Annotated in this window: 18 protein-coding genes and 1 pseudogene; 7 read left to right on the top strand and 12 right to left on the bottom strand. The window is 69.8% G+C overall.

Annotated features, from left to right (window positions below; translation table 11 throughout):
* Positions 1 to 102 precede the first annotated feature (102 nt).
* A pseudogene (locus FV233_RS05265) lies at positions 103 to 1,025 on the top strand (LysR substrate-binding domain-containing protein).
* Here FV233_RS05265 and FV233_RS05260 read toward each other — a convergent pair.
* Both FV233_RS05260 and FV233_RS05255 read right to left on the bottom strand, forming a co-directional pair.
* Complete coding sequence (locus FV233_RS05260; RefSeq protein ID WP_147896846.1) at positions 1,022 to 2,152, bottom strand: serine hydrolase; 1,131 nt, start codon at positions 2,150 to 2,152, stop codon at positions 1,022 to 1,024. The pseudogene FV233_RS05265 and the gene FV233_RS05260 overlap by 4 nt on opposite strands.
* 104 nt (positions 2,153 to 2,256) lie before the next feature.
* Positions 2,257 to 3,045 carry an SDR family oxidoreductase gene (locus FV233_RS05255; protein ID WP_147896845.1) on the bottom strand — a complete coding sequence of 263 codons (789 nt, stop codon included), beginning with the start codon at positions 3,043 to 3,045 and terminating at the stop codon, positions 2,257 to 2,259.
* A gap of 424 nt (positions 3,046 to 3,469) precedes the next feature.
* Between FV233_RS05255 and FV233_RS05250 the strand changes: the two genes are divergently transcribed.
* Complete coding sequence (locus FV233_RS05250; RefSeq protein ID WP_147896844.1) at positions 3,470 to 4,129, top strand: response regulator transcription factor; 660 nt, start codon at positions 3,470 to 3,472, stop codon at positions 4,127 to 4,129.
* Between the two features lie 121 nt (positions 4,130 to 4,250).
* Here the strand turns inward: FV233_RS05250 and FV233_RS05245 are convergent, their stop codons facing one another.
* Entirely contained in the window at positions 4,251 to 4,796 is a 546-nt protein-coding gene (locus FV233_RS05245; RefSeq protein WP_147896843.1) for a TetR family transcriptional regulator C-terminal domain-containing protein, read from the bottom strand.
* A 136-nt stretch (positions 4,797 to 4,932) separates the two neighbouring features.
* On the opposite strand from FV233_RS05245, the gene FV233_RS05240 reads away from it, so the two are divergent.
* Positions 4,933 to 5,520 (top strand): sugar O-acetyltransferase, encoded by a 588-nt coding sequence (locus FV233_RS05240; RefSeq protein WP_147896842.1) that lies wholly within the window; start codon positions 4,933 to 4,935, stop codon positions 5,518 to 5,520.
* 85 nt (positions 5,521 to 5,605) lie between these two features.
* Here the strand turns inward: FV233_RS05240 and FV233_RS05235 are convergent, their stop codons facing one another.
* The 6 genes from FV233_RS05235 to FV233_RS05205 form a co-directional block, all read right to left on the bottom strand.
* Entirely contained in the window at positions 5,606 to 7,078 is a 1,473-nt protein-coding gene (locus tag FV233_RS05235) for an NAD-dependent succinate-semialdehyde dehydrogenase (RefSeq protein ID WP_147896841.1), read from the bottom strand.
* Positions 7,071 to 9,083, bottom strand: a complete 2,013-nt coding sequence (locus FV233_RS05230; RefSeq protein ID WP_147896840.1) for a CoA-transferase — start codon at positions 9,081 to 9,083, stop codon at positions 7,071 to 7,073. The genes FV233_RS05235 and FV233_RS05230 overlap by 8 nt, the downstream gene beginning before the upstream one ends.
* Positions 9,084 to 9,782: 699 nt before the next feature.
* On the bottom strand, positions 9,783 to 10,853 hold the full coding sequence (gene phaC, locus FV233_RS05220) for a class III poly(R)-hydroxyalkanoic acid synthase subunit PhaC (RefSeq protein ID WP_147896865.1): 1,071 nt from the start codon (positions 10,851 to 10,853) through the stop codon (positions 9,783 to 9,785).
* 112 nt (positions 10,854 to 10,965) lie between these two features.
* Entirely contained in the window at positions 10,966 to 11,793 is an 828-nt protein-coding gene (locus FV233_RS05215) for a poly(R)-hydroxyalkanoic acid synthase subunit PhaE (protein ID WP_147896839.1), read from the bottom strand.
* Between the two features lie 57 nt (positions 11,794 to 11,850).
* A complete protein-coding gene (locus tag FV233_RS05210; protein WP_147896838.1) occupies positions 11,851 to 13,026 on the bottom strand; it encodes an iron-containing alcohol dehydrogenase in 1,176 nt (391 codons plus the stop codon).
* Between the two features lie 43 nt (positions 13,027 to 13,069).
* On the bottom strand, positions 13,070 to 14,722 hold the full coding sequence (locus FV233_RS05205) for an acetolactate synthase large subunit (protein WP_147896837.1): 1,653 nt from the start codon (positions 14,720 to 14,722) through the stop codon (positions 13,070 to 13,072).
* A gap of 281 nt (positions 14,723 to 15,003) precedes the next feature.
* Between FV233_RS05205 and FV233_RS05200 the strand changes: the two genes are divergently transcribed.
* Positions 15,004 to 16,494 carry a DUF2252 domain-containing protein gene (locus tag FV233_RS05200; protein ID WP_147855957.1) on the top strand — a complete coding sequence of 497 codons (1,491 nt, stop codon included), beginning with the start codon at positions 15,004 to 15,006 and terminating at the stop codon, positions 16,492 to 16,494.
* A 208-nt stretch (positions 16,495 to 16,702) separates the two neighbouring features.
* Here FV233_RS05200 and FV233_RS05195 read toward each other — a convergent pair whose 3' ends face one another.
* Both FV233_RS05195 and FV233_RS05190 read right to left on the bottom strand, forming a co-directional pair.
* On the bottom strand, positions 16,703 to 17,641 hold the full coding sequence (locus FV233_RS05195; protein ID WP_147896836.1) for a LysR family transcriptional regulator: 939 nt from the start codon (positions 17,639 to 17,641) through the stop codon (positions 16,703 to 16,705).
* Positions 17,642 to 17,693: 52 nt separating this feature from the next.
* Entirely contained in the window at positions 17,694 to 19,337 is a 1,644-nt protein-coding gene (locus FV233_RS05190) for a GMC family oxidoreductase (protein ID WP_147855959.1), read from the bottom strand.
* A gap of 191 nt (positions 19,338 to 19,528) precedes the next feature.
* Between FV233_RS05190 and FV233_RS05185 the strand changes: the two genes are divergently transcribed.
* The 3 genes from FV233_RS05185 to gluQRS are packed head-to-tail and all read left to right on the top strand — an operon-like array spanning position 19,529 to position 22,760.
* Positions 19,529 to 21,565, top strand: coding sequence for an ATP-binding protein (locus FV233_RS05185; RefSeq protein WP_147896835.1), 2,037 nt, complete (start codon positions 19,529 to 19,531; stop codon positions 21,563 to 21,565).
* A gap of 53 nt (positions 21,566 to 21,618) precedes the next feature.
* Positions 21,619 to 21,900 (top strand): hypothetical protein, encoded by a 282-nt coding sequence (locus FV233_RS05180; protein ID WP_147896834.1) that lies wholly within the window; start codon positions 21,619 to 21,621, stop codon positions 21,898 to 21,900.
* Entirely contained in the window at positions 21,897 to 22,760 is an 864-nt protein-coding gene (gluQRS, locus tag FV233_RS05175) for a tRNA glutamyl-Q(34) synthetase GluQRS (protein ID WP_238262127.1), read from the top strand. Before FV233_RS05180 ends, gluQRS begins: the two co-directional genes overlap by 4 nt.
* A 16-nt stretch (positions 22,761 to 22,776) precedes the next feature.
* Here the strand turns inward: gluQRS and FV233_RS05170 are convergent, their stop codons facing one another.
* Positions 22,777 to 24,807, bottom strand: coding sequence for a M23 family metallopeptidase (locus FV233_RS05170; protein WP_147896832.1), 2,031 nt, complete (start codon positions 24,805 to 24,807; stop codon positions 22,777 to 22,779).
* Between the last annotated feature and the right edge of the window lie 208 nt (positions 24,808 to 25,015).

Here is a 25,015-nt window from a genome sequence, read left to right as displayed (position 1 = left end):
CTCTCGTGAGTCGCTTGGCCGAAGCCGTCCCGACTGTGCATCGATGGCCACGCTTAGGATAATCCGTGTTCTGCAGCGCAGCCTGTCCTATCCGGCTCAACAGTGAAACGCACCGATCTCCCGGCCCTCGCGATCTTCGCCGCCGTCGCGGCACGCCGCAGCTTCCGCGGGGCGGCGCGCGACCTCGGGCTCTCCGTCTCGGCGGTGAGCCACGCGATCAACGGGCTCGAGGCCAGCCTCGGGATCCAGATCCTGGCCCGGACCACCCGCAGCGTCGCCCGACGGAAGCCGGACGACGCCTGCTCGACGGACTCGAACCGGCGCTGGCGGCGATCACCGAGGCGGTCGAGGCCGCCACCGCCTCGCAGCAGCGGCTCTCGGGAACGCTGCGCTTCTCGGTGCCGCACTCGGCCGCCGAGATGCTGCTGCTCCCGCTCGCCGTGGCGTTCACGCGCGCGCATCCCGGCGTGGCGATCGAGGTCTGCGCGCAGGACGACCTGCGCGACATCGTGGCGGAGGGCTTCGATGCCGGCGTCCGGTTCGCGGAGAGCCTGGAGCAGGACATGATCGCGGTCCCGCTCGGCCCCGCTCAGTGCGCGGCGATCGTGGCGGCGCCGTCCTACTTCGCGGACCGGCCGCTTCCGCGCACGCCGCAGGACCTCCACGACCACACCTGCATCAACCGCCGCTTCGCCGGCGGCGCCCTGTTCCGCTGGGACCTCGAGAAGGACGGCGCGGCCGTTGTCGTCTCGGTCTCCGGAAGCCTGATCCTGGACGACATGCGGCTGATCGCGGAGGCGGCGCGGATGGGCGCCGGCCTCGCCTACGTGTTCGAGGCGCAGGTGACGGAGGACCTCGCCTCCGGCCGGCTGGTCCGCGTGCTGGAGGATTGGTGCCCGCGCTTTCCGGGCTTCTTCCTCTACTATCCGAGCCGCCGGCTGATGCGGCCGGTGCTCCGGGCCTTCCTCGATTTCGTCCGGGCCGAGGGCACTACCGATCGGCAAGGCCAGCCGGCGACACGTTAGCTCCGTACCGCCCCGACGAGCCGCGATAGAAAGCCGTCCAGGGCCGCCTTGTCGATCCAGCGCAGCACGGCGACGAGGTCGTGGTCGGGATCGACCCAGATCACGTTATTGCCGGCCCCGAGCGCGCTGAACGCGGAATCCGGCAGTTCGGGCTTGGCGGACGGGCCGCGGTTCAGCCACCACAGGTAGCCGTAATTCGCGAGCGTCGGCGACGGGGTCAGCATCGCGCGGATCCAGCGCTCCGACAGGAGCCGGCGTCCCGCCCAGACGCCGCCGTGAGCGATGAGGAGCCCGAAGCGCGCGTGGTCGTCCGCGCCGATGAACAGGCCGCCGCCCCAGTGGCCGCCTCCGGGCACCGACTGGATCCGGGCGCCGTCGATCTGGGCCCAGGCGTTGTCGTAGCCGTGCCAAGCCCAGTCGTGGGACGCACCGATCGGCTCGAAGATCCGCGTGCGCAGCACCTCCGGCAACGCGCGGCCGAAGCGATGCATCAGGCAGTACGCCAGCAGGTTCACCCGCACGTCGTTGTATTCGTAATGGCTGCCCGGGGCCTGGAGCGCGCGGCGCTCGCCCTTGCGGCTGTTGTCCGCCCCGGGACCGATCTGGCGGAAATGATCGACCTGGTCGGACTTGCCGAACAGCGTGCCCTGCCACTCGCTCGATTGCTGCAGCAGGTGGCGCCAGGTGATCGCGCCGTTCTGCGGACCGTCGAGGAGGGGGTCGGGGACGCTGTCCCGCACGGGCGCATCCACATCCGGGATCAGCCCGTCATCGTGTGCGAGCCCGGCCAGGACGGCCAGGTAACTCTTCGCGATGGAGAAGGTCATGTCCGGGCGCCGCGTATCGCCCCAGGCGGCCACGCGCCGGCCGCCCTTCAGGATCACGCCGGCCGGGCCGCCCCGCGGCCGCACCCGCCCGACGATGTCGCTCCAAGGCCCGCGCTCGTTCCACTCGACCAAGCCGACATAGCGTCCATCCGGGTAGTAGAGGCTGCGCGGCCAGGGGCTCTCGTTCGCCTCCGCGTAGGCGACCGCCTCGGCCAGGGCGGCGGCATCGAACCCGGCGGCCTCGGGCCTCAGCGTCTCCCAGGTCTGCGTCGGACAATACGGCTCGGTCCTCTGCGTCACGCCCGTTCTCCCGTCGGCACCGGATGGTCATAGCACCGACGGACCGGCACGCATGCGCCGCGCCAGGGCGTTCCCCGGAACGCCCTGGCGATTCACTCCGGATGTCAGTTCGCGGCGCGATAGCGCTCCGCGGGCTGGGTCTGGCCGAGATTCGGGATCATCGCGGTCCGCGCCCGATCGTAGGCGTCCCACTGTTCGGCATCGGGCAGGGGCGGGATCGTCACCGGCTCACGCCGGTCGAAGCCGACCAGGGCGGCGTCGACCAGGGCGCCCGTCTCCATCACGGCCGGCAGGCTGTTCACGTCGATCCCGGCACGATCCCAGATCTCGGTGCGGGTCGCCGCCGGCAGGACCGCCTGGACGTAGACGCCCTTCGGCCCGAGTTCGGCGTGAAGCGCTGCACTGAGATACTGCACGAAGGCTTTCGTGGCGCCGTAGACCGCCATCCCGAATTCCGGGACGAAGCCGACCACCGAACCGATATTGATGATGGCGCCTTCCCCGGCCTCCGCGAAGCGGGGGGCGACCGCGGCCGCGAGGCGCGCCGGGGCGGTGGTATTGAGGGCGATCAGTGCGCCCACTTGCTCGGGATCCTGGCCGACGAAGCTGCCGGTGAGCGCCGCGCCGGCATTGTTCACCAGCACGCCGATCCGGGTATCCGTGCGCAAGCGGGTCTCGACGGCGGCGAGGTCGGCCGGTCGGGTCAGGTCGGCCGCGAGGATATCGATCGCGACGCCGGTTTCCTGGCGCAGGCGCTCGCCGAGCGTCCCCAGGCGGGCGCCGTCCCGCGCGACCAGGACGAGATCGTGGCCGCGGTGGGCGAAGCGGTCGGCGTAGACCGCGCCGATGCCCGACGAGGCACCGGTGATCAGGATGGCAGGCTTGCTGGACATGGGCTCGATCCTCAACTTTTTTACATGACGATCATCATGTATGTCAAACATGACGATGATCATGATTGGGGTCAAGCGAGTCGGGTTCCGCGGGCGTGAGATTGCGCACATGAAGGTCGGCGGTGCGCCGGGGAGCCGGCGCCCTGCTCAGCTTGGCGGACCGAATCGGGGGCCATCCGGCGGGCTACGCTCGGCCGTCGGGCGCCGATGATCCTGGCGCGGTTGCATGCGGACCCGTGCCGCGATCGATCGGGCCGTCCCGCCCGGCCCGACCAAACCGTGCCGGTGAATCCGCACTGCGGTCAGGCCGGATCGGCCGGGGCGGCCTCCTCGACAGCCGCTTGCGCCGGGAGAGCGCATCGATCAGGTTCGCGATGTCCGGTGGGTCCCGCCTGCGGATCTCGCACGAGGAACGGCATCGACCGTGCAACTCCTGATCGTCGACGACCACCCGCTGTTCCGCGACGCCCTGGCGGCCACGATCCGCCTCGTCCATCCGGACGCCGTCCTGCACGAGGCCGACGGGATCGAGGCCGCGTGCGCGGTGCTGGCCGAGAACCGCGGCATCGACCTGACGCTCCTCGACCTATCCATGCGGGGGGTCACCGGCTTCGACGGCCTGATCACGGTCCGAGCCCGCTTCCCGCGCATCCCGATCCTGATCGTGTCGGGCCACGAGGACCCGCGCATCGTCCGCGAGGCCCTGCAGCACGGGGCCGCCGGCTTCGTGCCCAAGGCGATGGACAAGACCACCCTGACCCGGGCGATCACCGAGGTGATGAGCGGCGCGCTGTTCCTGCCCCCCGGCTTCACCGAGGCGAACGGGCCGTCGCCGCATGCCAAGAAGGCCCCCCTGGCCGAGCGCATTGCCCGGCTCACCCCGCAGCAATTGCGGGTGCTGATGATGATCCGGCAGGGCAAGCTGAACAAGCAGATCGCCCACGAGCTTCACGTCGGCGATTCAACCGTGAAGGCCCATGTCTCGGAAATCCTGCGCAAGCTCGAAGTGATCAGCCGGACCCAGATCGTGATCGACACGGCGTCGCTGGATTTCGACCAGATCCACAACACGCATCCGGCCTGACACTGCGCATTCCGCCGTCGGACCAGGCTTCGCGCCGAGGGCCGCCGGGGATGCGCGACGCCGTGAAGCCGCGACGAGCACCTGCGCGTGACGAGACGGCGCCGGGCCCGGAGCATCGTCCTCAGGAGGCGACGCGCTCGACCAGGGCGCGGACATGGGCGCGATCCATCGGCTCCGGATCCACCGAGCGGTGGATCGACAAGCCCTCGATCAGGGCATCCAGCGCCTTGGCCGCGTCGGCCGGGAAATGCTGCCGGAGGGCCGCGCGGCTCTTCTCCATCCAATCCTGCATGACGCGGCGCAGCGGCGGGTTGCGGGCGGCGAAGGCGTAAAGCTCGTAGCTCAGCAGCATGGTCCGCGGGCTCGCCCAGCTGTCGTCCACGATGAGGTCGACCACGGCCTCGCAGGCCTCATGGCGATCCGCGGCCTCGGCAAGCCGCTCGGTGAAGCGCGCCGAGACCGTGTCGGCCAGGAGGGTGAACGCCTCGGTCAACAGTTCGACCAGGCCGGTGAAGTGGTAGGTCATCGAGCCGAGCGGCACGTCGGCCGCCGCCGCGACCCGGCGATGCGTCGTCCCGGCGACGCCGTGCTCGGCGATGACGTCGAGGGTCGCCTGCACGATGCGGGCGCGGCGGTCCGGGTCGTAACGGCGCTGGGACGAGGGCACGCGGGGCTCCTGCACGGGATTCCTGGACGGGTGGCGATTGGCATTCGCGTCCGATGCGTACATATGTACGCATGGCCGAGAGCGCGGGGAAGTGCCCGCTGTTGGGCGCGATGCGGCTGAGCCGGGGAGAATGTCGATGCGGACCGAGCGCGAGAAGATGCTGGCGGGCGAACTCTACGACGCCCTCGATCCCGAACTGGTCGCCGCCCGGGCTCGGGTCCGGGACCTATGCCAACAGCTCAACGCCACGCGCGATGCCGACGAAGATCTGCGCCGGGACCTGTGCAAGCGGATCTTCGGGGTCGGCGGCGAGACGGTATGGATGCAGCCCCCGTTCTTCTGCGACTACGGGTCGAACATCGAACTCGGCGAGCGGGTGTATTTCAACTTCAACTGCGTCGTGCTCGATGTCTGCCGCGTTCGGATCGGCAGCTTCACCCTGTTCGGGCCGGCGGTTCAGATCCTCACGCCCCTGCACCCCACCAACGCAGCCCTGCGCCGGGTCCAGGAATACGGCAGGCCGATCGACATCGGCTCGGATGTCTGGGTCGGCGGCGGCGCCCTGATCCTGCCGGGCGTGACCATAGGCTCCCGCACGGTGATCGGCGCGGGCAGCGTGGTCACCCGCGACGTGCCGGACGGCGTGCTGGCCGCCGGGAATCCATGCCGGGTGATCCGGCCGATCAGCGACGACGAGCGGCACTCCTATGGAACCGCGCCCTGACGGCGGCGCCGGGTCGACCCTGCCCAGCATGTTGTGTTCGATCCCGGGGGCCGGGATCGAACGCGTATCGCGGAGGCCCGCGCCCTCAGGCGCCGAGGCCGCCGACGCAGAGGTACTTGGTGTTCAGGTAATCCTCGATGCCTTGGTAGGAGCCCTCGCGGCCGAGGCCGGATTCCTTCACGCCGCCGAAGGGCGCCACCTCGGTGGTGATGATGCCCTCATTGATCCCGACCATGCCGTATTCCAGCGCCTCGGCGACCCGGAAGGTGCGGCCGAGGTCGCGGGTGTAGAAGTAGCAGGCCAGGCCGAACTCGGTGTCGTTGGCCATGCGGATCGCCTCCGCCTCGTCGCGGAACCGAAACAGCGGCGCCAGCGGCCCGAACGTCTCCTCCCGGGCGACCGCCATGTCGGGGGTCGCGCCGGTGATCACGGTCGGCTCGAAGAACTGACCGCCCAACGCGTGGCGATGCCCGCCCGCGACCACCCGGCCGCCCTTCTCGACGGCGTCGCGGATATGGGCCTCGGTCTTCTCGACCGCGGCCATGTCGATCAGCGGCCCCTGGGCGACGCCCTCCTCGATACCGTTGCCGACCTTCAGGCGGTTGGCGGCCTCGGCCATCTTGTCCGCGAAGGCGTCGTAGATCCCGTCCTGCACCAGGAAGCGGTTGGTGCAGATGCAGGTCTGGCCGGAGTTGCGGTACTTGGCGAGCATCGCGCCGGCCACGGCCCGGTCGAGGTCGGCGTCGTCGAACACGATGAACGGCGCGTTGCCGCCCAACTCCATCGAGACCTTCTTCACCGTGTGGGAAGCCTGCTCCAGCAGCACCTTGCCGACCTCGGTGGAACCGGTGAACGTTATTTTTTTGACGTGTGGGTTGCCGGTCATCTCACCGCCGATGGCCCGGGCCGAGCCGGTGAGGATGCTGACGGTCCCGGCCGGGAAGCCGGCCTTCTCGCACAGCACGCCCCAGGCGAGGCCCGAGAGCGGGGTCTGCGAGGCCGGCTTGATCACGATCGGGCAGCCGGCGGCCAGCGCCGGGGCGATCTTGCGGGCGATCATCGAGGACGGGAAGTTCCACGGGGTGATCGCCGCGACCACGCCCACCGGCTCCTTGGTGACCAGGATCTTGCGGTCGCCCCAGGGGGAGGGGATCACGTCGCCGTAGACGCGCCGCGCCTCCTCGGCGAACCACAGCACGTAGGCCGCCGACATCGCGACCTCGCCGCGGGATTCGGTCAGCGACTTGCCCTGCTCGGCGGTGAGGATCTGCGCCAGATCCTCCTGGTTCTCGGTCACCAGGGCGGCGAGCTTGCGCAGCAGCACGGCGCGCTCGTTGGCGGTCTTGGCGCGCCAGGCCGGATAGACGTCGTGCGCTGCCTGGATCGCCTGGCGGGTCTCCTCGGCGCCGGCATTCGGCACCCGGGCGATCACGGCGCCGGTGGCGGGGTTGGTGACGTCGATGGTGCCGGACCCGGCCTTCGACCATTCCCCGCCGATCAGGCAGGCTTCGACGAGGAGGGTGCGGTCCTTCAGGGTGAGCGTATCGGACTCAGGCATTCAACGGTTCCTTCGGCGGCTGCGGCCTGTCCGGCTGAGACAGGGCCGTCCGCGACTTGAGGGGCACGCTCTGGGCCGTATTCCTCGCCTGCGCCTCGGCTTTTGTCTCGAAGACATGCGGAGCCAGATCGCGGCTCGCCAACGAGGCGCCGAGTTTCAATCGCAAGAACGCGCTGGTCGTGTAGCGCGATGCAGTCTCGTAGTACCGGTTCTCCAGATAAGCGATCGCCGAGAAATAGGCATCGCTCACCGTCGGGTCGATCTCGAACCCATCGTAGTTGGCGATCAGGTGGACCTTGCGACCGATTTCCTGGCAGGCGCGCTCGTATTCGCGGCGCACCAGTTCGACGTCGTCGATAGTCCTGACCTGGAAGCCTTCGAGGTTCGAGAACAGAATGTTGCGTTCCCGGTCGTAGCTGATCCGCTCCGACAGGGAGAGTCCGAGGAGCCATGGCTCCAGCCCCATGACGGCGTCGCGGAACAGCCGCGGATACATGGGTTTCGGGTCCTGCACGATCGGCGTGAATCCCATCTGCCCGAGGATGTCCCGCGCGATGTCGACCCCGGGGGCGACCTCGGCCAGCTCCATGCCGGCCTTGGTCCGGCGGAACACGCAGCGCTCGGTCACGTAGAGCACCGGCTGGCCACGCTCGGCCGCGTAGGCACCCGAGAAGGTCACCTGCTCCACCGCGGCGATGAATTTTTTCGAGCGTCCCTCGGTGACGATCCGGATGCCGTCGCCCTCGACCACCACCTCCAGCCCGTCGGCCGTGAAGGTGCCGGCGAACACCAGGCTCTTGGCGTTCTGCGAGATGTTGATGAAGCCGCCGGCGCCGGCGAGCCTTTTGCCGAAGCGGCTGACGTTGACGTTGCCCTCGGAATCGCATTGCGCGAGCCCCAGGCAGGCGAGGTCGAGGCCGCCGCCGTCGTAGAAGTCGAATTGCTGGTTCTGGTGCAGCACCGCCGCCGGGTTGAGGGCGGCGCCGAAGTCGAGCCCGCCCTGCGGCAGGCCGCCGATCACCCCGGGCTCGGCGGTGAGCGTCAGGTATTTCAGCACCCGCTCCTCGGCGGCGACCGCCGCGACCCCCTCGGGCATGCCGATGCCGAGATTGACCACGCCGCCCGGGGGCAGCTCGAAGGCGCAGCGCCGGGCGATGACCTTGCGGGCGTCGAGCGGAATCGGCGGGATCCGGTCCAGCGGCACGCGCTGGCGACCGGTGAAGGCGTGGTTGTAGGGCGTGCCGTAGGTCTGACGGTGGTTCTCCGGCTGGCTCAGCACCACGCAATCGACCAGCACCCCCGGCACCTGCACCTCGCGGGGGGCCAGCGAGCCGGCCTCGGCCAGGCGCTCGACCTGGGCGATGACGAAGCCGCCCGAGTTCTTGGCCGCCATGGCGGCGGCGAGGTTGTCGAGGGTAAGCGCCTCGCGCTCCATGGTGATGTTGCCGGCCGGATCCGCCGTGGTGCCGCGGATCAGCGCGATGTTCACCGGAAAGGCCTTGTAGTGCAGCCAGGACTCGCCGCCGAGCTCGACCACGCTGACCAGATCCTCATGAGTGACGGCGTTGAGCTTGCCGCCTTCGAGCCGCGGATCCACGAAGGTGCGCAGGCCCACCTTGGTGATGTGGCCCGGCGTATGCGCGGCGATCTCCCGGTAGAGATGCGAGACCACCCCGAGCGGCAGGTTGTAGGCCTCGATCTGGCCGTCGATCGCCATCTTCGCCAGCTTGGGCACCAGCGCCCAGTGACCGCCGACGACGCGACGCACCAGCCCCGGGATCGCCAGCCGGTTGAGGCCGCGCTCCTTGCCGTCGCCGGGCGCGGCGGCGAACATCAGCCCGAGCCCATGCGGGCCCTGGCCGGCCTCGAACCGCCGGGCGAGCGCCAGGATCAGCTCGTCCGGCGTGCCGATGCCGACGAACCCCGAGACCGCGACCATGTCGCCGTCCTGCAGGATGGCGAGCGCCTCGTCGGCGCTGACGATCTTGTTCTTCAGGCTGCCCATGCGGTTATCCTCGGAGCCTGGAATCGGACATCATCGCGATCGGAGCACCGGCCGATCCCACCCATCACCCTCATCCTGAGGTGCCGGGCGATCGCAGATCGCTCGGCCTCGAAGGAGCCCTCCAGAGGCCGCTGCGATCCCTGGAGGGCTCCTTCGAGGGCGACGCTGCGCGCCGCCACCTCAGGATGAGGGAGAGATCCGGATCGGCCGACGGTATTGGCCCGCAATGTGGCGCGGGATCCGCGCGTCCTCCCTCCCCCCTCTGCGGGGGAGGGTGGGCCGGCCGTCAGGCCGGATCGGGAGAGGGGAGCGCCGCTGCCGGAAAAGTCGCAACGGAGTTCATATCCACCACCGTCGCGCTGCCCCTCTTGCGGAACCTCGTCCCGGCTTCCCCTGCTTCGCGGGGTACCCTCCACCACAGAGGCAAAAACGTTCACACATCGGCTCTCATAGGGCGCGACGAGCCCCCTCTCCCGTGCGGGAGAGGGTTGGGGTGAGGGATGCGACCTGTCCGGAAGACCCTGATCCCTCACCCTGTCCCTCTCCCGCACGGGAGAGGGGACCCGCGCTTCATCCGGCGCGCGTATTGCCCCGCCCGACGTGCGAATCCGCGAGCCCGCGGAGGGGGGAGGGGGACAAGCAGCGCGCCTCTCATCCACGAACGTGCACCCGGCAGCTCTCCTGTCGCGGCGCATCACCCTACCCACGCGCACCCAGCCAGTCGGCGATGCCGGAGCCCAGCAACTTCTGCGCCTTGCCGCCGACGAAGACGCCGACATGGCCGCCAGGCAGGCCGAGCTCCGTGTAGTCGTCGGTGCCGATCTTATCCTTGAGCGCCTGGGACGTCGCCGGCGGGATGATGTGGTCGTCCTGGGCGAAGACGTTCAGCACCGGGCAGGCGATCCGCTTCAGGTCGACCGTGCGGCCGCCGAGCACGAAGGCGCTCTGGACCAGCTTGTTGTCCTGGTAGAGATCCTTGAGCCATTGCTTGGCCGCCTCGCCCGGATGGTCCGGCCGGTCGGCGATCCACTTCTCCATGCGCAGGAAGTTCAGGAACTTCTTCTTGTCGTCGAGGGCGTCGAGCAAGTCGAGGTTGTACTTCGTCATGGTCCGCATCGGCGTCATCATCGAGAACACCGAGCCCATGAACGCCCCGGGCAGCGAGCCCTGCGCGTCGATCAGGCGGTCCACGTCGTCCGGCGACAGGGAGCGGGTCCAGACGTTGATGAAGCCGTGGCCGGCCCGGGACTCGCGGGTGTCGGCGTGGAAGTCGATCGGCGTGATGGTCAGCACCATCGCGTTGACGCGCTCCGGGTAGAGCGCCGCGTAGCAGGTGGTGAAGACGCCGCCCTCACAGATCCCGAGCAGGTTGATTTTTTCGCGCCCCGCCGCTGCTCCGATGAAGGCGACACACTCGGCCAGATAATCGTCGACGTAGTCGTCGATAGTGACGTACCGGTCGGCCCGGCCGGGATTGCCCCAATCGACCACGTAGAGGTCGAGGCCGAGATTGAGCAGGTTGCGGACCAGCGAGCGGTCCTCCTGCAGGTCGGCCATCGTGTAGCGGCCGATCAGCCCGTAGACGATCAGCACCGGCGGCAGGCCCTTGCTCTCGGCGAGCGGTCGGTAGCGGTAGAGCGAGACCTTGTCCTGGCTCCAGACCAGGTCCTTGGGCGTGGTGGCGATCTGCACGTCGGCGTCGCGCACGTCCGAGAACAGCTTGGCGCCCGCACTGATCCGCCGGCCGAGTTCGGCGACCTCGGCCATCATCTCTGCGGGGTTGAGCGGGAGCGGCGCAGTCGGAGCCTTCGGGGCGGCCCGGTCCGTTCCACCCTTGTCGGCCCTGCCTCCGCCAGCCATGCCCCCGTCACCCATGCCCTCATCAGCCATGCGCGTCCTCCGTTGCCGGCGCGGCGGCGCCGTTGGTCCTGGAGACCCGGGCAGCCTCCCGGCGCTCGCGGCGTAGGGCCCGGACCTCCCGGCGCAGCTCGGTCAGGCTCTTGTGCACGTCGTCGAGTTCGGCCCGGGTCGGCTGCCCGTAGAAATCCGACAGGAAGGCCGAGAGGTCCTGCTGGGCGAGCCGCAGGTCGGTCGAGGCCTTCAGCACCACCCGCTGCGAGGCCAGGAACGCCTCGGAGCGCTGGACCTCCAGCAGAACCGCGTTGGCGGTCTCGGTCCAGCGGGTCATCATCTCGCGGGCGGAGCTGAAGCCCTCGCCGCGCTCCGCACGGTCATTGGCCTCCTTGGCGAAGGTGCCGGCCGCCCGGGTCCAGGCATCCAGCATCACCGCCTGGTGCTCGGCCTGCGCCCGCCGCAACGCCGCCCAGGCCGTGAACAGCGCGCCGTAGCGCCGCTCGGTCTGCCACAGGTCCGCGAGTTGTGGCCCCTCGGACATCCGCGTCAGAGCCGCGTCGAACTCGGCCGAGCCGCCGAGCCAGGCCTGTGGATCGAAGATCCGCGCCAGCACCGCCCCGGCGGTCGGGTCCGGCGCTCCGGCGCCCCCCTGCAGCGATGCGGTCAAAGTCTGCGACAGGGCGGTCGCCGAAGCCCAGGCCTGGGCGAGATGACTCTGCGCCGTGGCGAGGCTGGAGAGATCGGTCTGCGGCGGGGTCGGCCACGAGAAGCCCGGTGCGGCCCCGGGGGCGAAGAAGCCGGCGCCGGCACGGGTCCAGAACTCGCCCATCGCCTTGAACGCGTCGAACTGATCCATGACGGCGCACCTCCTCGCGGTTCTCCGGCCTCCTTGGCGGGCCGGTTGTCGGGCCGTTCAGGCGGCGGGGCGCGCTTCGCCGAGCGCCTCGCTGTAGATCGCGTAGGCGTCGTCGTAGGTGACCTCGCGCGGGTTGTTCACCAGAAGCCGCGTCTGCTTCATCGCGTCGGTAGCCATCCGCTCCAGATCTTTTTGGGCCACGCCGACCTCCGCGAGCGAGGCCGGGACCTTGCAGTCGCGGCAGATCGCGTCGAGGCTTTCGACGAAGCGGGCGGCGGCCTCGGCCGGCGGGAGATCGGCCGCCGCCGGATCCAGGATCGGTGCCAGCTCGGCGTAGAGCGCCTCCGCGTGGGACAGGTTGAAGCGCATCACCCCCATCAGCACCAGGGCGTTGGAGAGCCCGTGCGGCACGTGGAAGATCGCGCCGACCGGATAGGCCAGCGCGTGCACCGCCGCCACCGGGGCGTTGGCGAAGGCCATGCCGGCGAGCATCGAACCGAGCAGCATCCCCGAGCGCGCCTCGAGGTTGCGGCCGTCCGAGCAAGCGGTGCGGATGTTGGCCGAGAGCAGGGCCAGGGCCTGCTTGGCGAGCTGATCCGAGATCGGGTTCTTCTTGTTCTTGCTGGTGAACGCCTCGATGGCGTGGACCATGGCGTCGATGCCGGTGGCCGCGGTGACGTGGGCCGGCAGGCCCAGGGTCAACTCGGGATCGAGCACCGCCCAGTCGGGCAGGAGTTTCGGCGCGACGACGCCCTTCTTCTCGGTGGTCGGCGTCGTGACGATCGAGATCGGCGTGACCTCGGAGCCTGTCCCGGCGGTGGTCGGCACCAGGATCAGCGGCAGCCGGTCGCCCTTGGCCAAGCCGACGCCGTAGATCGAATCGAGCGGCTCGTCGGACTTCGCCAGGTAAGCCACCAGCTTGGCGGTATCGAGCGCCGAGCCGCCGCCGATCGACAGGACGAGGTCGGTGCCGAGTTCCCGGGCGCGCTTGGCCGCCGCCTCGATCACCGTGGAGGGCGGGTCGGCGACCACGTCCTCGTAGACGTCGATGGCGATGCCGGCCGCCGCCAGCGCAGCCTCGGCGGCCTCGGTCAGGCCGGCCTTGCGCACGCCCTTGTCGGTGACCAGCAGGACGCGCTTGGCCCCGAAGGTGGCGACGATCTCCGGAAGCTTCTTCGAGGCGCCAGCCTCGAACAGCACGTTCGGGGTTGTCTGGAAGGTGAACGGATTCATCGCGCTGTCCTGTTGTCGAGCCGGGAACGATGCTTCGAAGAAATCACTCGGCCGGCTCGAACTCCTTCACCTTCTCGCGCAGTTCCTCGACCAGAACGCGCGTGTTCTCCGAATAATCGATCGGCACCGCGACCAAGTGCACGCCACCTTCGGCGAACGCGCGATCGAGCGTCGGCACGAGGTCGTGCACGGATTCGACCCGGTGGCCCTTGGCGCCGTAGGCCTGTGCGTAGAGCACGAAATCCGGGTTGCCGAAGGTCATCCCATAGTCGGCGAACTTGTCGACCGCCTGCTTCCAGCGGATCATGCCGTAGGCCGAGTCGTCGAGGATCAGCACGACCAGGTTGAGCTTGAGCCGAACGGCGGTCTCCAACTCCTGGCTGTTCATCATGAAGCCGCCGTCGCCGCACACCGCCATGACGCGGCGGTTCGGGTAGAGCATCGCCGCCATCATGGCGGAGGGCAGGCCCGCGCCCATGGTGGCGAGGGCGTTGTCGAGTAGCAGCGTGTTGGCGACGTAGGTGCGGTAGTTCCGGGCGAACCAGATCTTGTACATGCCGTTGTCGAGGCACACGATCCCGTCCTCCGGGATCACCCGCCGGACGTCGCGCACCAGACGCTGCGGCGTCACCGGGAAGCGGTCCTCGCCGGCTCGGTCGGCGATGTGGTTCAGGATGCGCTCGCGCAGGGGCAGCAGGGCGCCCGCGTTCGGCAGCTTGCCCTCCAGCCGGTCGGCCAGGATCTTGAGGGTCGGCCCCAGGTCGCCGACCACTTCGGCGTCGGGATAATACACCTGCTCGACGTTGGCCGGCATGTAGCCGATGTGCAGCACCTTCTGGTCGGCTTGGCCCATGAAGAAGGGCGGCTTCTCGATCGTGTCGTGGCCGATCGCGATGATCAGGTCGGCCTTGTCGATCGCCTCGTGGACGTAGTCGCGCTCGGACAGGGCGGCGGTGCCCATGTACAGGCTGGTGCCGCTGGCGACCGTGCCCTTGCCCATCTGGGTGGTGAAGAACGGGATCTGGGTGCGCCGGACGAAGCCGCCGAGATCGCCCGTGGCCCGCGGCCGGCTGGCGGCGGCGCCGAGCATCACAAGCGGGCGCTTGGCCTGGAGGATCATGGCGGCGGCCCGCTCGATCGCGGCCGGGTGGGCGACCGGGATGTCGATCGGGTGCGGCGGCACCAGGTCGGCCTCGGCCTGCTCGGCGGCGATGTCCTCGGGCAGTTCCAGCAGCACCGGCCCGGGGCGCTCCTCGGTGGCGACCCGGAAGGCGTCGCGGACGATCGTCGGGATCGAGGAGGCGGAGACGATCTGCCGGGCCATCTTGGTGATCGGCTTCATCGAACTGATCACGTCCACGATCTGGAACTTCGCCTGCCGGGCCGACAGGATGCCCTTCTGACCGGTGATGATGATCATCGGCATCGCGCCGAGATGGGCGTAGGCCGCGCCGGTCGAGAAGTTCAGGGCGCCCGGGCCCAGGGTCGACAGGCACACGCCCGGCCGGCCGGTGAGGCGGCCATGCGTCGCCGCCATGAAGCTCGCCGCCTGCTCGTGGCGGGTCAGCACCAGCTCGATCTTGGAGGTGCGGAGCGACTCGACGACGTCGAGGTTCTCCTCGCCGGGGATGCCGAAGATGCGGTCGACGCCCTCGTTCTCGAGGGCCGCAATGAGTAGATCTGAGCCCTTGGGCATGTGATGTCCCACTGATGCGGCGCCCGACGGCACCGTCCGGCCCGGCCCGATCCGCGCGCCCGATTCACCCTCTGCACGCCGGTGTGATTCGTACGGTTCGGATCGGGACGGACACCCTCCGAATAGGCGACCGGTTAGAGGGCTGGCCTGTAGTGTGGTCAAGGGCCGCCGAGGCTGAAAGGTCACAGAGCGGTGCCAATCCTATCGTGTACGTGGATAAGGCCGTCTGGGACCGACCGAGTACGGTCGAGGTTGTCGCCTACTCGGTTCGGCGGGGGATCATGGACAAGGTGCCAAACGACGAGATGCGCGCCGCGGCGTCGCTTCCGGCCGGCGACGAGCCGGCCGAGGACGTTGTGCTGGCGCCCCTGGCGGACTTCCCGCGGATCGATCTCCGGGCCGGCGTCGAGCCCTGGGACAAGCGCCGGCAGGCCGGCAAGGCGCTGCGCGCGAAGGTCCCGCACCAGGACCACGCGGCCCTGCGCTCGGAGCCGGATCGCCCCGATCCGATCGGCCTGATCGAGGCGGCCCACGAGGGTCGGCAGGCGCATCTGATCCCACTGCGGGTCGCCCGGATGGCGACGAGCCCCTTCGCCTTCCTGCGCGGCGCCGCCCACGTGATGGCCTGGGACCTGTCGCGCGGCCCGCGCAGCGGCATCGACGTGGTCATGAACGGCGACGCCCACATCGACAATTTCGGCCTGTTCGGCACCCCGCAGCGCGACATCGTCCTCGATCTCAACGATTTCGACGAGGTCACGGTCGGCCCGTGGGAATGGGACCTGAAGCGGCTCTGCGCCGGGATCGCGGTCGCCACGGCCGATGCCGGCACACCGGCCGAATCGCGCCGGGCCGCCGTGATGAACGCGGTGTCCGGCTATCAGCGCACGATGCGGCGCCTGGCGCCGCAGGGCTCCCTGGATGTCTGGTATCAGACCACCCGGGCGGACGCGGCTGAACTCGGCGGAATCCGGATGGATCCCGAGGCCCAATCGGTGGTGCGCCGGGCGGTCGAGAAGGCCCGCCGCAAGAACAACCGCAGCCTCCTGGCCCAGATGGCTGAGCGGCGTATCGACGGCGGCTGGCGCTTCCGGACCGACGCGCCGATCCTGACCCCGGTCGACGAGACCACCCGGCAGCAGATCGTCTCGGGGCTGGAGCGCTATGCCGAGACCCTGCCGCGCGAGCGGCGGTTCATGCTCGATCGCTACCAGGTCATCGATGTCGCCCATCGCGTCGTCGGGGTCGGCAGCGTCGGGACGCGGGCCTATGTGGCGCTCCTGTGCGGAAACTCCGACCGCGATGCGCTCTTCCTGCAGGTCAAGGAGGCGGTCCGCCCGGCCCACGGCCCCTACCTGCCGGGGATGCCGGAGCCCTATGCCGGCCACGAGGGCGAGCGGGTCATCTACGGCCAGCGCCTGCTGCAGGCGGTGGGCGATCCGCTGCTCGGCTGGACCACCATCGACGGCCGTCCGTTCTACGTGCGCCAGATGAAGAACCTGAAGGGCGCGATCCCGCTCTCCGACATGTCCGGCCCTTCGCTCATGACCTTCTCGTACGCCTACGGGGCACTCCTCGCCCGGGCCCATGCCCGCACCGGCGACGCCGCGGCGATCGCCGGCTATTGCGGCCGCGGCAAGAACCCGGACCTGCGCGAGGCCTTGGCCGATTGGGCGGCGTCCTATGCCGAGCGCAACGCCGAGGATTTTGACCTGTTTCGCGCGGCGATCGCCGACGGGCGGCTGGAGTCGGCGGACGATCCCTGTTTGTGAGGCGATGTCCGGTCGAGGCGCACGCCTTTCCCGTCATTGCGAGCGCAGCGAAGCAACCCGCGGTAGCACGAGATCCCGAAACCGTGGCGCACCACTGGGCTGCTTCGCTACGCTCGCAATGACGGTGTGGGACGATTGATGAGACCGTGTCCAACGCGTGGGTTGCAGAAATCCCCGTCAATCCGACGTCGAGATTGGGAAAGATCTGTCACAGCATCCCGAATTCAGGCGCCTCGTTGGCGAGCCGCACCAATAGGTCGCGCAGCCAGCGATGGGCGGGATCGCGATCGTAGGAGGCGTGCCACAGCATCGACACGGCCACCTCGTCGAGCGCCACCGGCACCGGGCTGACCGCCAGGGAGAGCGCGCTGGCGAAGGAGGTCGCCAGCCTCGCGTGCATGGTGGCGATCACCGGCGCGGCGCGGACCATGAACGGCACCACGAGGAAGCGCGGCGTGGTCACCGCGAGGATGCGCGAGCGCCCCAGCGCCGCCAGCGCGTCGTCCACGACTCCGTGGGCCGTCTCCCGCAACGAGGTCAGGACGTGCGGGAAACGCAGGTAGTCATCGAGCCCGATCGGCGGCTGGATCCCGATCAGGTCGGCGTTGAACAGGACCACGTAGCTGTCGCGATAGAGCAGCCGCTGCTTGTGGTGCAGTTGCCCCTCGGTGAAGAACCCGATGGCGAGATCGACCCGGTCGGCATCCAGCTCGTCCAGGATGCGGGCCCGCTCAACGGAGCGCAGCAGCAGCCGGATCCCCGGCGCGTCCCGGCGCAGCTGCGCGATCAGCCGGGGCCCGAGCAGGACCTCGACGCTGTCGGGCAGGCTCAGCGTGAAGCTGCGCTCGACGGTGGCCGGATCGAACCGCTCCTCCCGGTGGACGAGGGCCTGGACCTGCCGCAGCGTCGCCCGCAGCGGCTCGACGAGCTTCAGCGCCCGCGGCGTCGGCCGCATCCCGTCGGGCGCGCGCGTGAGCAGCTCGTCGTCGAACAGGCGACGCAGCCGGGCGAGGCTCGAACTCATCGCCGACTGGCCGACGCCGATCCGCGCCGCCGCCCGGGTGACGCTGCGCTCGTCGAGCAGCGCGTCGAGGGCGACCAGCAGGTTCAGGTCGATCCGGCTGAGGTCGATATGGTCGATGGCCACGCGCGCTGCGATCGGTTCGAGGTCGGGCGCTCTCCATAGCAGAGCACGGCCGTCACGCCGTCACGGGCTCCCGCGGCTCGGTGTGGTCGAACAGGCGCGGCGGCGCGATCTCGTTCCGGGCGCCCATCCGGTCGACCAGGTGGTCGGCCACCCGCAGGGCGTTGGCGATGATCGTGAGCGTCGGGTTCACCGCGCCGATCGACGGGAAGAAGCTCGCATCGGTGACGTAGAGGTTGTCGAGTTCATGCGCCTTGCAGTTCCGGTCCAGTACGGAGGTAGCGGGGTCGTCCCCGAACCGCAGGGTTCCGGCCTGGTGCGCGGTGCCGCCGATCGGGATGTTCTTGCCCAGGTAGAGCGAGCGGTCGAACAGGTGCGGGTGCATGTCGGTGAAGCTGCAGATCTCCTGCAGCTTGCGCCGCAGCCGCTTGTGCGCCTCCACGTTGGTCTCGGTGAGGTCGAGATGGACCTTGCCATCCTTGTAGTAGACCCGGTTCTGGGCCAGCGGGATGTCCTCCGAGGTCAACCAGAAATCGACGGAGTGCTTCGCGATCCAGTCGAACGGCTTGTTGGGAAACCATTGCAGGAAGCCCGGCAGCCCCTCGCCGTGGATCTGGGCGCCGTCGGACTTGCCGACCATCTGGATGTGGCCCAGCGGGAAGTCCCAGTCGTCCTTCGGGTCCGGGTCGCCGAAATAGAAGTCGTTGAGACCGAGCGTCTTCTGGAAACGGGTCGGGTTCGGCACCTTCGAGATCGCCAGGACCGTCGAGTTGTTGTGGCGCATGTAGTTGCGCCCGACCTGTCCGGAGCCGTTGGCGAGGCCGTCCGGATGTCGGTCGTTGGCAGAACGCAGCAGCAGCAGTGCCGAGGAGAGCGCCCCGCAGGCCACGACGACGAGGTCGGCGGAGGCTTCGAACGGCGCGTCGTCGCGGGTGCCGACAACGCCGGTCACGCTGCGCCCGCTCGGGTCGGTGACGAGCCGCTCGACATAGGTGCGGGTGAGCAGCGTCAGGTTCGGGCAGTCGCGCAAAGCCGGATCGACCACCATGGTCTGCGCGTCGGACTTGCCGTTGGTCGGGCAGGGGAAGCCGTCAAAGGATTCGCACTTGATGCAGGGCGAGGTCGACACCGCGCGCCCGTCCTTCTCCACCAGCCGCACGCCGACCGGCAGGTGGAACGGGTGATGGCCGGCATCCTTCAGGTTGTCGAACAGCTGCTGGATCCGCGGCTCGTGGGACACCGGCGGATGAGCGTAGGGCTTGCGCGACCAGGGCTCGGTCGGATCCTCGCCGCGCTGGCCGTGGACGTGGAACAGCTCCTCGGCGGCCTGGTAATGCGGCTCGAACTCGTCGTAGCCGACGGGCCAGGCGGGGGCGATGCCGTCCTCGTGGCGGATATCCGAAAAGTCCTTTTCCCGGAGCCGGAACAGGACCGAGCCGTAGAATTTCGAATTGCCTCCGACGTAGTAGTGCAGGCCGGGTTGGAAGCTGCCGCCGTCGGATGAGTACCAGGTCTCCTTGGTCTGGTAGTAGCCGTCGACGATCACCGCCTGGCTGTCCCAGTTGCGCGGTTCGCGCAGCAGATAGTCGCCGCGCTCGATCAGGAGAATGCGCTTGCCGGTCTGCGCCAGGCGCCATGCCATCGTCCCGCCGCCGGGGCCGGATCCGACGACGATCACGTCGTAATGCTCACCCGGCATCAATTCTGTCTCCGTCCGGACCGATCGTCCTGGCAGGCAACTCTCGAGCCGGACTTCGGATCGCGCCGCGGCGCGGTTTTGCGGCGCGGCGCTGCGAATGCTGCAACCGGCGGTTAAGCGCTTTTCCCAACGCGACCTTCAGGTTCACCTGCGATCCTGCACCGAGCCGGCCTGAAGCCGGGGAGGCATCCATGGTCGTCAAGGACATCGCGCTCGTGCTGGCGCTGCTCATCGCGGCAGCCCTGGCGCTCGGCCATTGGCGCGCCCGGCGCGCGCGACCGGACGAGACCGAAGCCGAGCGGCTGCACGACCGCATCTGGCGGATCAGCGAGAGCGAGGACCGCTACCGCGCCCTGGTCGCGGCCACCACCGAGGTGATCGTCCAGCGCGACGCCCGCGGCCGCATCACCTACGCCAACGATGCGTACGCCCTGCTCTTCGGCCGCCCCGCCATCGACCTGCTCGGAGCGCAGATCGATCTGGAGATCCTGGAGCGGAACGCCGTCGAGGTCGGGGAGGACGGCGTGCGCCGCATGGAGGCGCAGGTCCGCTCGGTGGACGGGCAGGTGCGCTGGTTCGCCTTCGTGGAGATGCCGGTCGCGCACGGCGACGCGATGCACTGGCTGCGCGCCGGCCGGGACGTGACCGCCCGAGTCGAGGCGCTGCGCAGCCGCGATGCCGCCCTCGAGCGCGCCGAGGCCGCCAGCGTGGCGAAGTCGCGCTTCCTCGCCACCGTCAGCCACGAGATGCGGACGCCCCTGAACGGTATCCTCGGGATGGCCGACCTCGTGCTCGGCACCGCCCTCGACCTGGAGCAGCGGACCTATGTGGAGGCCGTGCGGACCAGCGGACAGGCACTGCTCGGGCTGATCGACGGCGTGCTCGACTTCTCGCGGATCGAGGCCGGGCGCCTCGACCTCGCGGCCGAGCCGTTCGACCTTCCGGCTCTGGCCGAGAGCGTCGTGGAGCTGCTGGCCCCGCGGGCGCAGGACAAGAGCATCGAGATCGCCCTCGACGTCACCGAAGATTTCCCCCGCGCGCTCGTCGGCGATGCGGACCGCGTCCGTCAGATCCTGATCAACCTCGCCGGCAACGCCATCAAGTTCACGGAGCGCGGGGGCGTCGGCGTGAGCCTGACCTTCGTCCGCATGCCGGGCGGGGGAGGGGAGGTGGTCCTGGCCGTTTCCGATACCGGCCCCGGCATCCCGGAGGAACGCTTGCCAGCCCTGTTCGAGGAGTTCGAGCAGGGTGACGGCAGCGCCAGCCGGAGCCACGAGGGCACCGGCCTGGGCCTCGCCATCACCCGCCGCCTGGTCACCGGCATGGACGGACGGATCGAGGCGGATTCGCGGATCGGGCGTGGCTCGACCTTCCAGGTCGTCCTGCCGCTGCCGGAAGCCGAGGCCGAGCGCGCCGACCTGGCCGCGCTGCCGCGGCTCGAAGGACGGCGCTGCCTGATCGTGGCCGACTCGCCCTATCAGGCTCCGTACCTCGCCCGGAGCCTGTCCCGGGCAGGCGCCGCGACGGTGATCGTCGGAACCCTCGAGGATGGCCTCGACGCCCTGTCGGGTGCGGCCTTCGACGCGGTACTAGCCGACCGGGCGCTGGGAGACGCGGCGGTCCGCCAGATCGCCGACGCCGCCCATGCCTGCGGGGTGCGCTGCAGCCTGGTCCTGCTGTCGCCCTTCGACCGCCGCGGCTTCGGGGCGCCGGGCGCCGCGGGCTTCGACGGATACCTGATCAAGCCGGTCCGGGCCCGCTCGCTGTTCGAGCGGCTGCTCGCCCCGCCGCCGACGATCGAATCCACGGCCATTCCGGCCCCGGCCCCGGTGAGGACCGGGACCGGCCAGCGGGTCCTGCTCGCCGAGGACAACCCGATCAACGCCCTGCTGGCGACCCGCGCGCTGGAGCGCCTCGGCGCCGAGGTGGTCCACGCCGTCGACGGCGTCGAGGCGCTCGAGCGGCTGGCAACGGCCGGACCGTTCGATCTCGCGCTGATCGACATCCGTATGCCGCGCCTCGACGGCCACGAGACCGCCCGCTGCATCCGGGCCGCGGAAGCCGCGGGGCAGGGTCCCCGGCTGCACCTCGTCGCCCTCACTGCCAATGCCGGCCGCGAGGACGAGATCGCCGCGCGCGAGGCGGGCTTCGACGGGTTCCTTGCCAAGCCGCTCAATCTGAAGCTGCTTCCGGGCCTGCTGGAGGACCGGACCGCGCGGGCCGCCTGACCGGGCCACGCCTGCGTTGACAGGAGCGCACCGGCCGCGCCAACAGGACGACCATGTCGACAGCGCCCACCACGTCGCCCGCACCGCGTTCCTCGAACGGCGCCCTTGCCGCCTGGGGCGTCGTGATCCTCATGGTCGCCACGGTCCTGCTCGGCGCGCTCTTGCCCACCCGCCACCCGGCGCCGGCACGTTCGGTCGCCGACGACCCCGCCTGCCTGGAATGGACCGACGGCTGCCGGGTCTGCCAGCGGCTGGCGGAGGGGCCGGCTTGCTCGCTTCCGGGTATCGCCTGCCAGACCGGCACCCCGCACTGCCTGCGTCACCGGGACGGGTGAGCACGGGCGCGCCGGTCCTCCGCTTCGCGCCGAGCCCGAACGGACGGCTCCACCTCGGCCACGCCTATTCGGCCCTGCTCAACGCCGACCTCGCCCGGCGGATGGGCGGCCTCTGCCGCCTGCGGATCGAGGACATCGATCCCGTCCGCTCGAAGCCGGAGCTGGTGGAGGCGATCGTCGCCGACCTCGCCTGGCTGGGCCTGACCTTTCCGGAGCCGGTGCGGCACCAATCCCAACACATGGACGCCTACCGGGCGGTGCTCGATGGCCTGATCGACCGGGGCCTGGCCTATCCCTGCTTCTGCTCGCGCGGCCAGATCCGCGCGCAGGCCGCCGCCTTGGAAGGGCACCCGCACGACCCCGACGGCGCACCGCTCTATCCCGGAACCTGCCGCAGACTCGATCCCGCGAGGGTGGCCGGGCGTCTTGCCGGGAACGCGCCGCATACCTGGCGCCTCGACATGGAAGCCGCCCTGCGCATCGCCGGCGACCGGCTGGGCTACACCGCCTTCGACGAAGCCGGCACGCGATGGGTCCAGGCTGCTCCGGCGCGCTGGGGCGATGCCGTGATCGCCCGCCGGGCCGTGCCCACCAGCTATCACCTCGCCGTCGTCCACGACGACGCGCAGGAGGGGATCACCCACGTGGTACGCGGCCAGGACCTGGAAGCGGCCACCGACCTGCACGTCCTGCTGCAGCACCTGCTCGATTTTCCGGTCCCGCGCTACCGCCACCACCGGCTGATCCTGGATCCGGGGGGAGAGAAGCTCGCCAAATCCCGCGCTTCGCAGAGCCTGGCCGACCTCAGGCAGGCGGGGGTGACGCCAGAACAGATCCGGGCGCGGCTCGGGTTCGGATAACGGGCGTCCAGCGCGTTCAGCGCACGGCGGCGTCGCGCTGCGCCAGCGCCGTGGCACTCTTCGATTTCAGCATGGTTGCGTCGATCTGCTCGCGCTGGCGCTTGAACTCGCTCAGCATCCGCCCGTCCAGCTCGCGCCCGCGGGGCACACGGATCTTCATCGGGTCGACGAAGTGGCCGTTGATGATCACCTCGTAATGGAGGTGCGGCCCGGTGGAGAGGCCGGTGGAGCCGAGATAGCCGATGATCTGCCCCTGACGGACCCGGACCCCTTCCTTCACGCCCCGGCCGAACCGCGACATATGATTGTAGGTCGTGACGTAGCCGTTGACGTGCTGGATCTCGACCCGGTTGCCGTAGCCCGAGGTCATCTCGGCTCGGATCACCACGCCGTTGCCCGCCGCGGCGATCGGAGTCCCGATCGGGTTCGCCCAGTCGACGCCGGTGTGCAGCTTGGCATAGCCGAGGATCGGGTGGCGGCGGTAGCCGAAGCCGGAGCGCATGATCCCGTCCGGGATCGGCTTGCGCAGCAGGAACTTCTTGAGGGATCGCCCCTGGTCGTCGAGGTAATCGATCGTGCCGTCGTCCGGGGATTGGAAGCGGTAGACCTTGCGGGTCTCGCCGCCGAGGGTCAGCGCCGCGTAGAGCAGGTCCGGACGGTCGGCGGACGCGTCGTCGTCGTAGGTGTAGAACACGTCCAGGCCGTCGCCGCTGGCGATGCGGCGCTGGAAGTCGAGGTCGTAGCTGAACACCCGGACGATGTCCTCGACCGTGGCGCGCGGCAGGTCGTGGCGCGCGGCCGTCTCGTAGAGGCTCTGATACAGCCGCGGCCCAGAGCCCGAATCCTCGTCTTCGTCCTCGCCGGCCTCGGCCTGCGGCTGCGACTTGGCGGAGGGGGCGTCCTCGGTCGGGGGTGTCACCGACACGAAGGCGTTGCGGTCGTTGAGGGCGGCGATGCCCTCGATGCCGCTCTCGCCGTACAGCACCACACGGGTGACCTGGCGGGGGTCGCCGGGACGTGGGCCGGGGGCGACCTGCACGCGCATCTGCTGCCCCTCGGTGAGGGCGGCGGTGCGGGTCTTGCCCCCCAGCGCGGCGACGATCGCGCGGATCTGCTCGTCGCCGGCCATGCCGGTGGCCTTCAGGAGGGTCTCGAGGGTGTCGCCCCGCTTGAACGCGACGTCGCGCTCCTCCACGAGCGGCGCCTCGTTCGGTTTGAGCTCGACCTTCGCGACCTTGGTGACGTTCTCGGGGACGACCAGCACCTCGATCGCCTTGAACGGGTTGGCGTCCTTGGCGGCGGCACCCTCGGCGTCGCCGCCGGCGCCCTGCTGGAGCGTACGCGACAGCAGGATCTGCGGGGCGATCGGGATGGCGGCCCGGCGCCCGGCCTCGGCGGCGATGCGGCGCTCCTCCTCGACCTGTGCGGTGACGTCGTCGTCGGTGAGCGCCGGCGCGTTCGGATCGATGGCCGCGTCGGCGAGGTCGCGCTTGACCACCGTCACCTCGGCGCCCGGCGCGTCTGCGGCGGCATCGGGCGCGCGCTCCAGGGGCTCGTCGGAGACGAACTTCATCGGGTCGAACCGCGGCAGGTCGCCAGCATAGACGCCCGTGGTCATCGACAGGGGGGCGGTGATCCGTACGAAGGCCTTGGCCTTGATGATCTCGCGGTCCCCCAGTCGGACGGTCACGGGCGCGCGGAAACTCTGCTTGGCAGAGGCGATCATCAGGTTGCGCACCAGCCGGTCACCCTTGCGGGCGATGTTGGCGCCGCTCTCGCTCGGCTGCGGGCGCGCCATGATGGTGGCCTTCTCGGGGATCGCCGCGAAGGAGACGTCACCCTGGAGGGATACGTGCAGGGCGGCGGCGATCAGGCCGGCACCGGTGAGGCCGGTCAGCGTGCTGGCGCAGAGCCAGCGCAGATTGACCGCGCGCCGGTCGATCTGGGTCGCGTCGGCACCGAGGAGATCGAGGGGGGCCTGGACGCCGCGCCCGACGCCCGGGGCGAGGGCGGCCACGTCGCCGATCTTGAGTCGCTCGCGCTTCACTCGAAGGCCCCGGATAGACGACGGCGCATAGGCCTCCCGCCAGCCTGATGATCCACGGCCGGGCCGATCGCCATGCCGCCCACACCATTCATGTACGGGCCGCTCATTTCGGAGCGTAGCATGTCCAGATTGAGGCGTCGCGCGCTCACAGCGCGGACGGCCAGCCAGCTCCTTCTAAGAGGTTTGGGGCGCCGGGGCAGGGGAGGGG

Source organism: Methylobacterium sp. WL7 (assembly GCF_008040085.1).
Taxonomy (GTDB): Bacteria; Pseudomonadota; Alphaproteobacteria; order Rhizobiales; family Beijerinckiaceae; genus Methylobacterium; species Methylobacterium mesophilicum.
Note: the sequence above shows the minus strand (reverse complement) of the source record. Positions and strands in the feature narration are given on the sequence as shown.

Bases quoted from the DNA above. Each gene is read 5' to 3' on its own strand.
- FV233_RS05255 (WP_147896845.1), bottom strand. From the start codon at position 3,045: ATGTCCAGCAAGCCTGCCATCCTGATCACCGGTGCCTCGTCGGGCATC.
- FV233_RS05235 (WP_147896841.1), bottom strand. From the start codon at position 7,078: ATGCCTGAGTCCGATACGCTCACCCTGAAGGACCGCACCCTCCTCGTC.
- FV233_RS05230 (WP_147896840.1), bottom strand. From the start codon at position 9,083: ATGGGCAGCCTGAAGAACAAGATCGTCAGCGCCGACGAGGCGCTCGCC.
- FV233_RS05215 (WP_147896839.1), bottom strand. From the start codon at position 11,793: ATGGATCAGTTCGACGCGTTCAAGGCGATGGGCGAGTTCTGGACCCGT.
- FV233_RS05185 (WP_147896835.1), top strand. From the start codon at position 19,529: ATGGTCGTCAAGGACATCGCGCTCGTGCTGGCGCTGCTCATCGCGGCA.
- phaC (WP_147896865.1), bottom strand. From the start codon at position 10,853: ATGATGGCCGAGGTCGCCGAACTCGGCCGGCGGATCAGTGCGGGCGCC.
- FV233_RS05200 (WP_147855957.1), top strand. From the start codon at position 15,004: ATGGACAAGGTGCCAAACGACGAGATGCGCGCCGCGGCGTCGCTTCCG.
- FV233_RS05205 (WP_147896837.1), bottom strand. From the start codon at position 14,722: ATGCCCAAGGGCTCAGATCTACTCATTGCGGCCCTCGAGAACGAGGGC.
- FV233_RS05240 (WP_147896842.1), top strand. From the start codon at position 4,933: ATGCGGACCGAGCGCGAGAAGATGCTGGCGGGCGAACTCTACGACGCC.
- FV233_RS05190 (WP_147855959.1), bottom strand. From the start codon at position 19,337: ATGCCGGGTGAGCATTACGACGTGATCGTCGTCGGATCCGGCCCCGGC.
- FV233_RS05180 (WP_147896834.1), top strand. From the start codon at position 21,619: ATGTCGACAGCGCCCACCACGTCGCCCGCACCGCGTTCCTCGAACGGC.
- FV233_RS05210 (WP_147896838.1), bottom strand. From the start codon at position 13,026: ATGAATCCGTTCACCTTCCAGACAACCCCGAACGTGCTGTTCGAGGCT.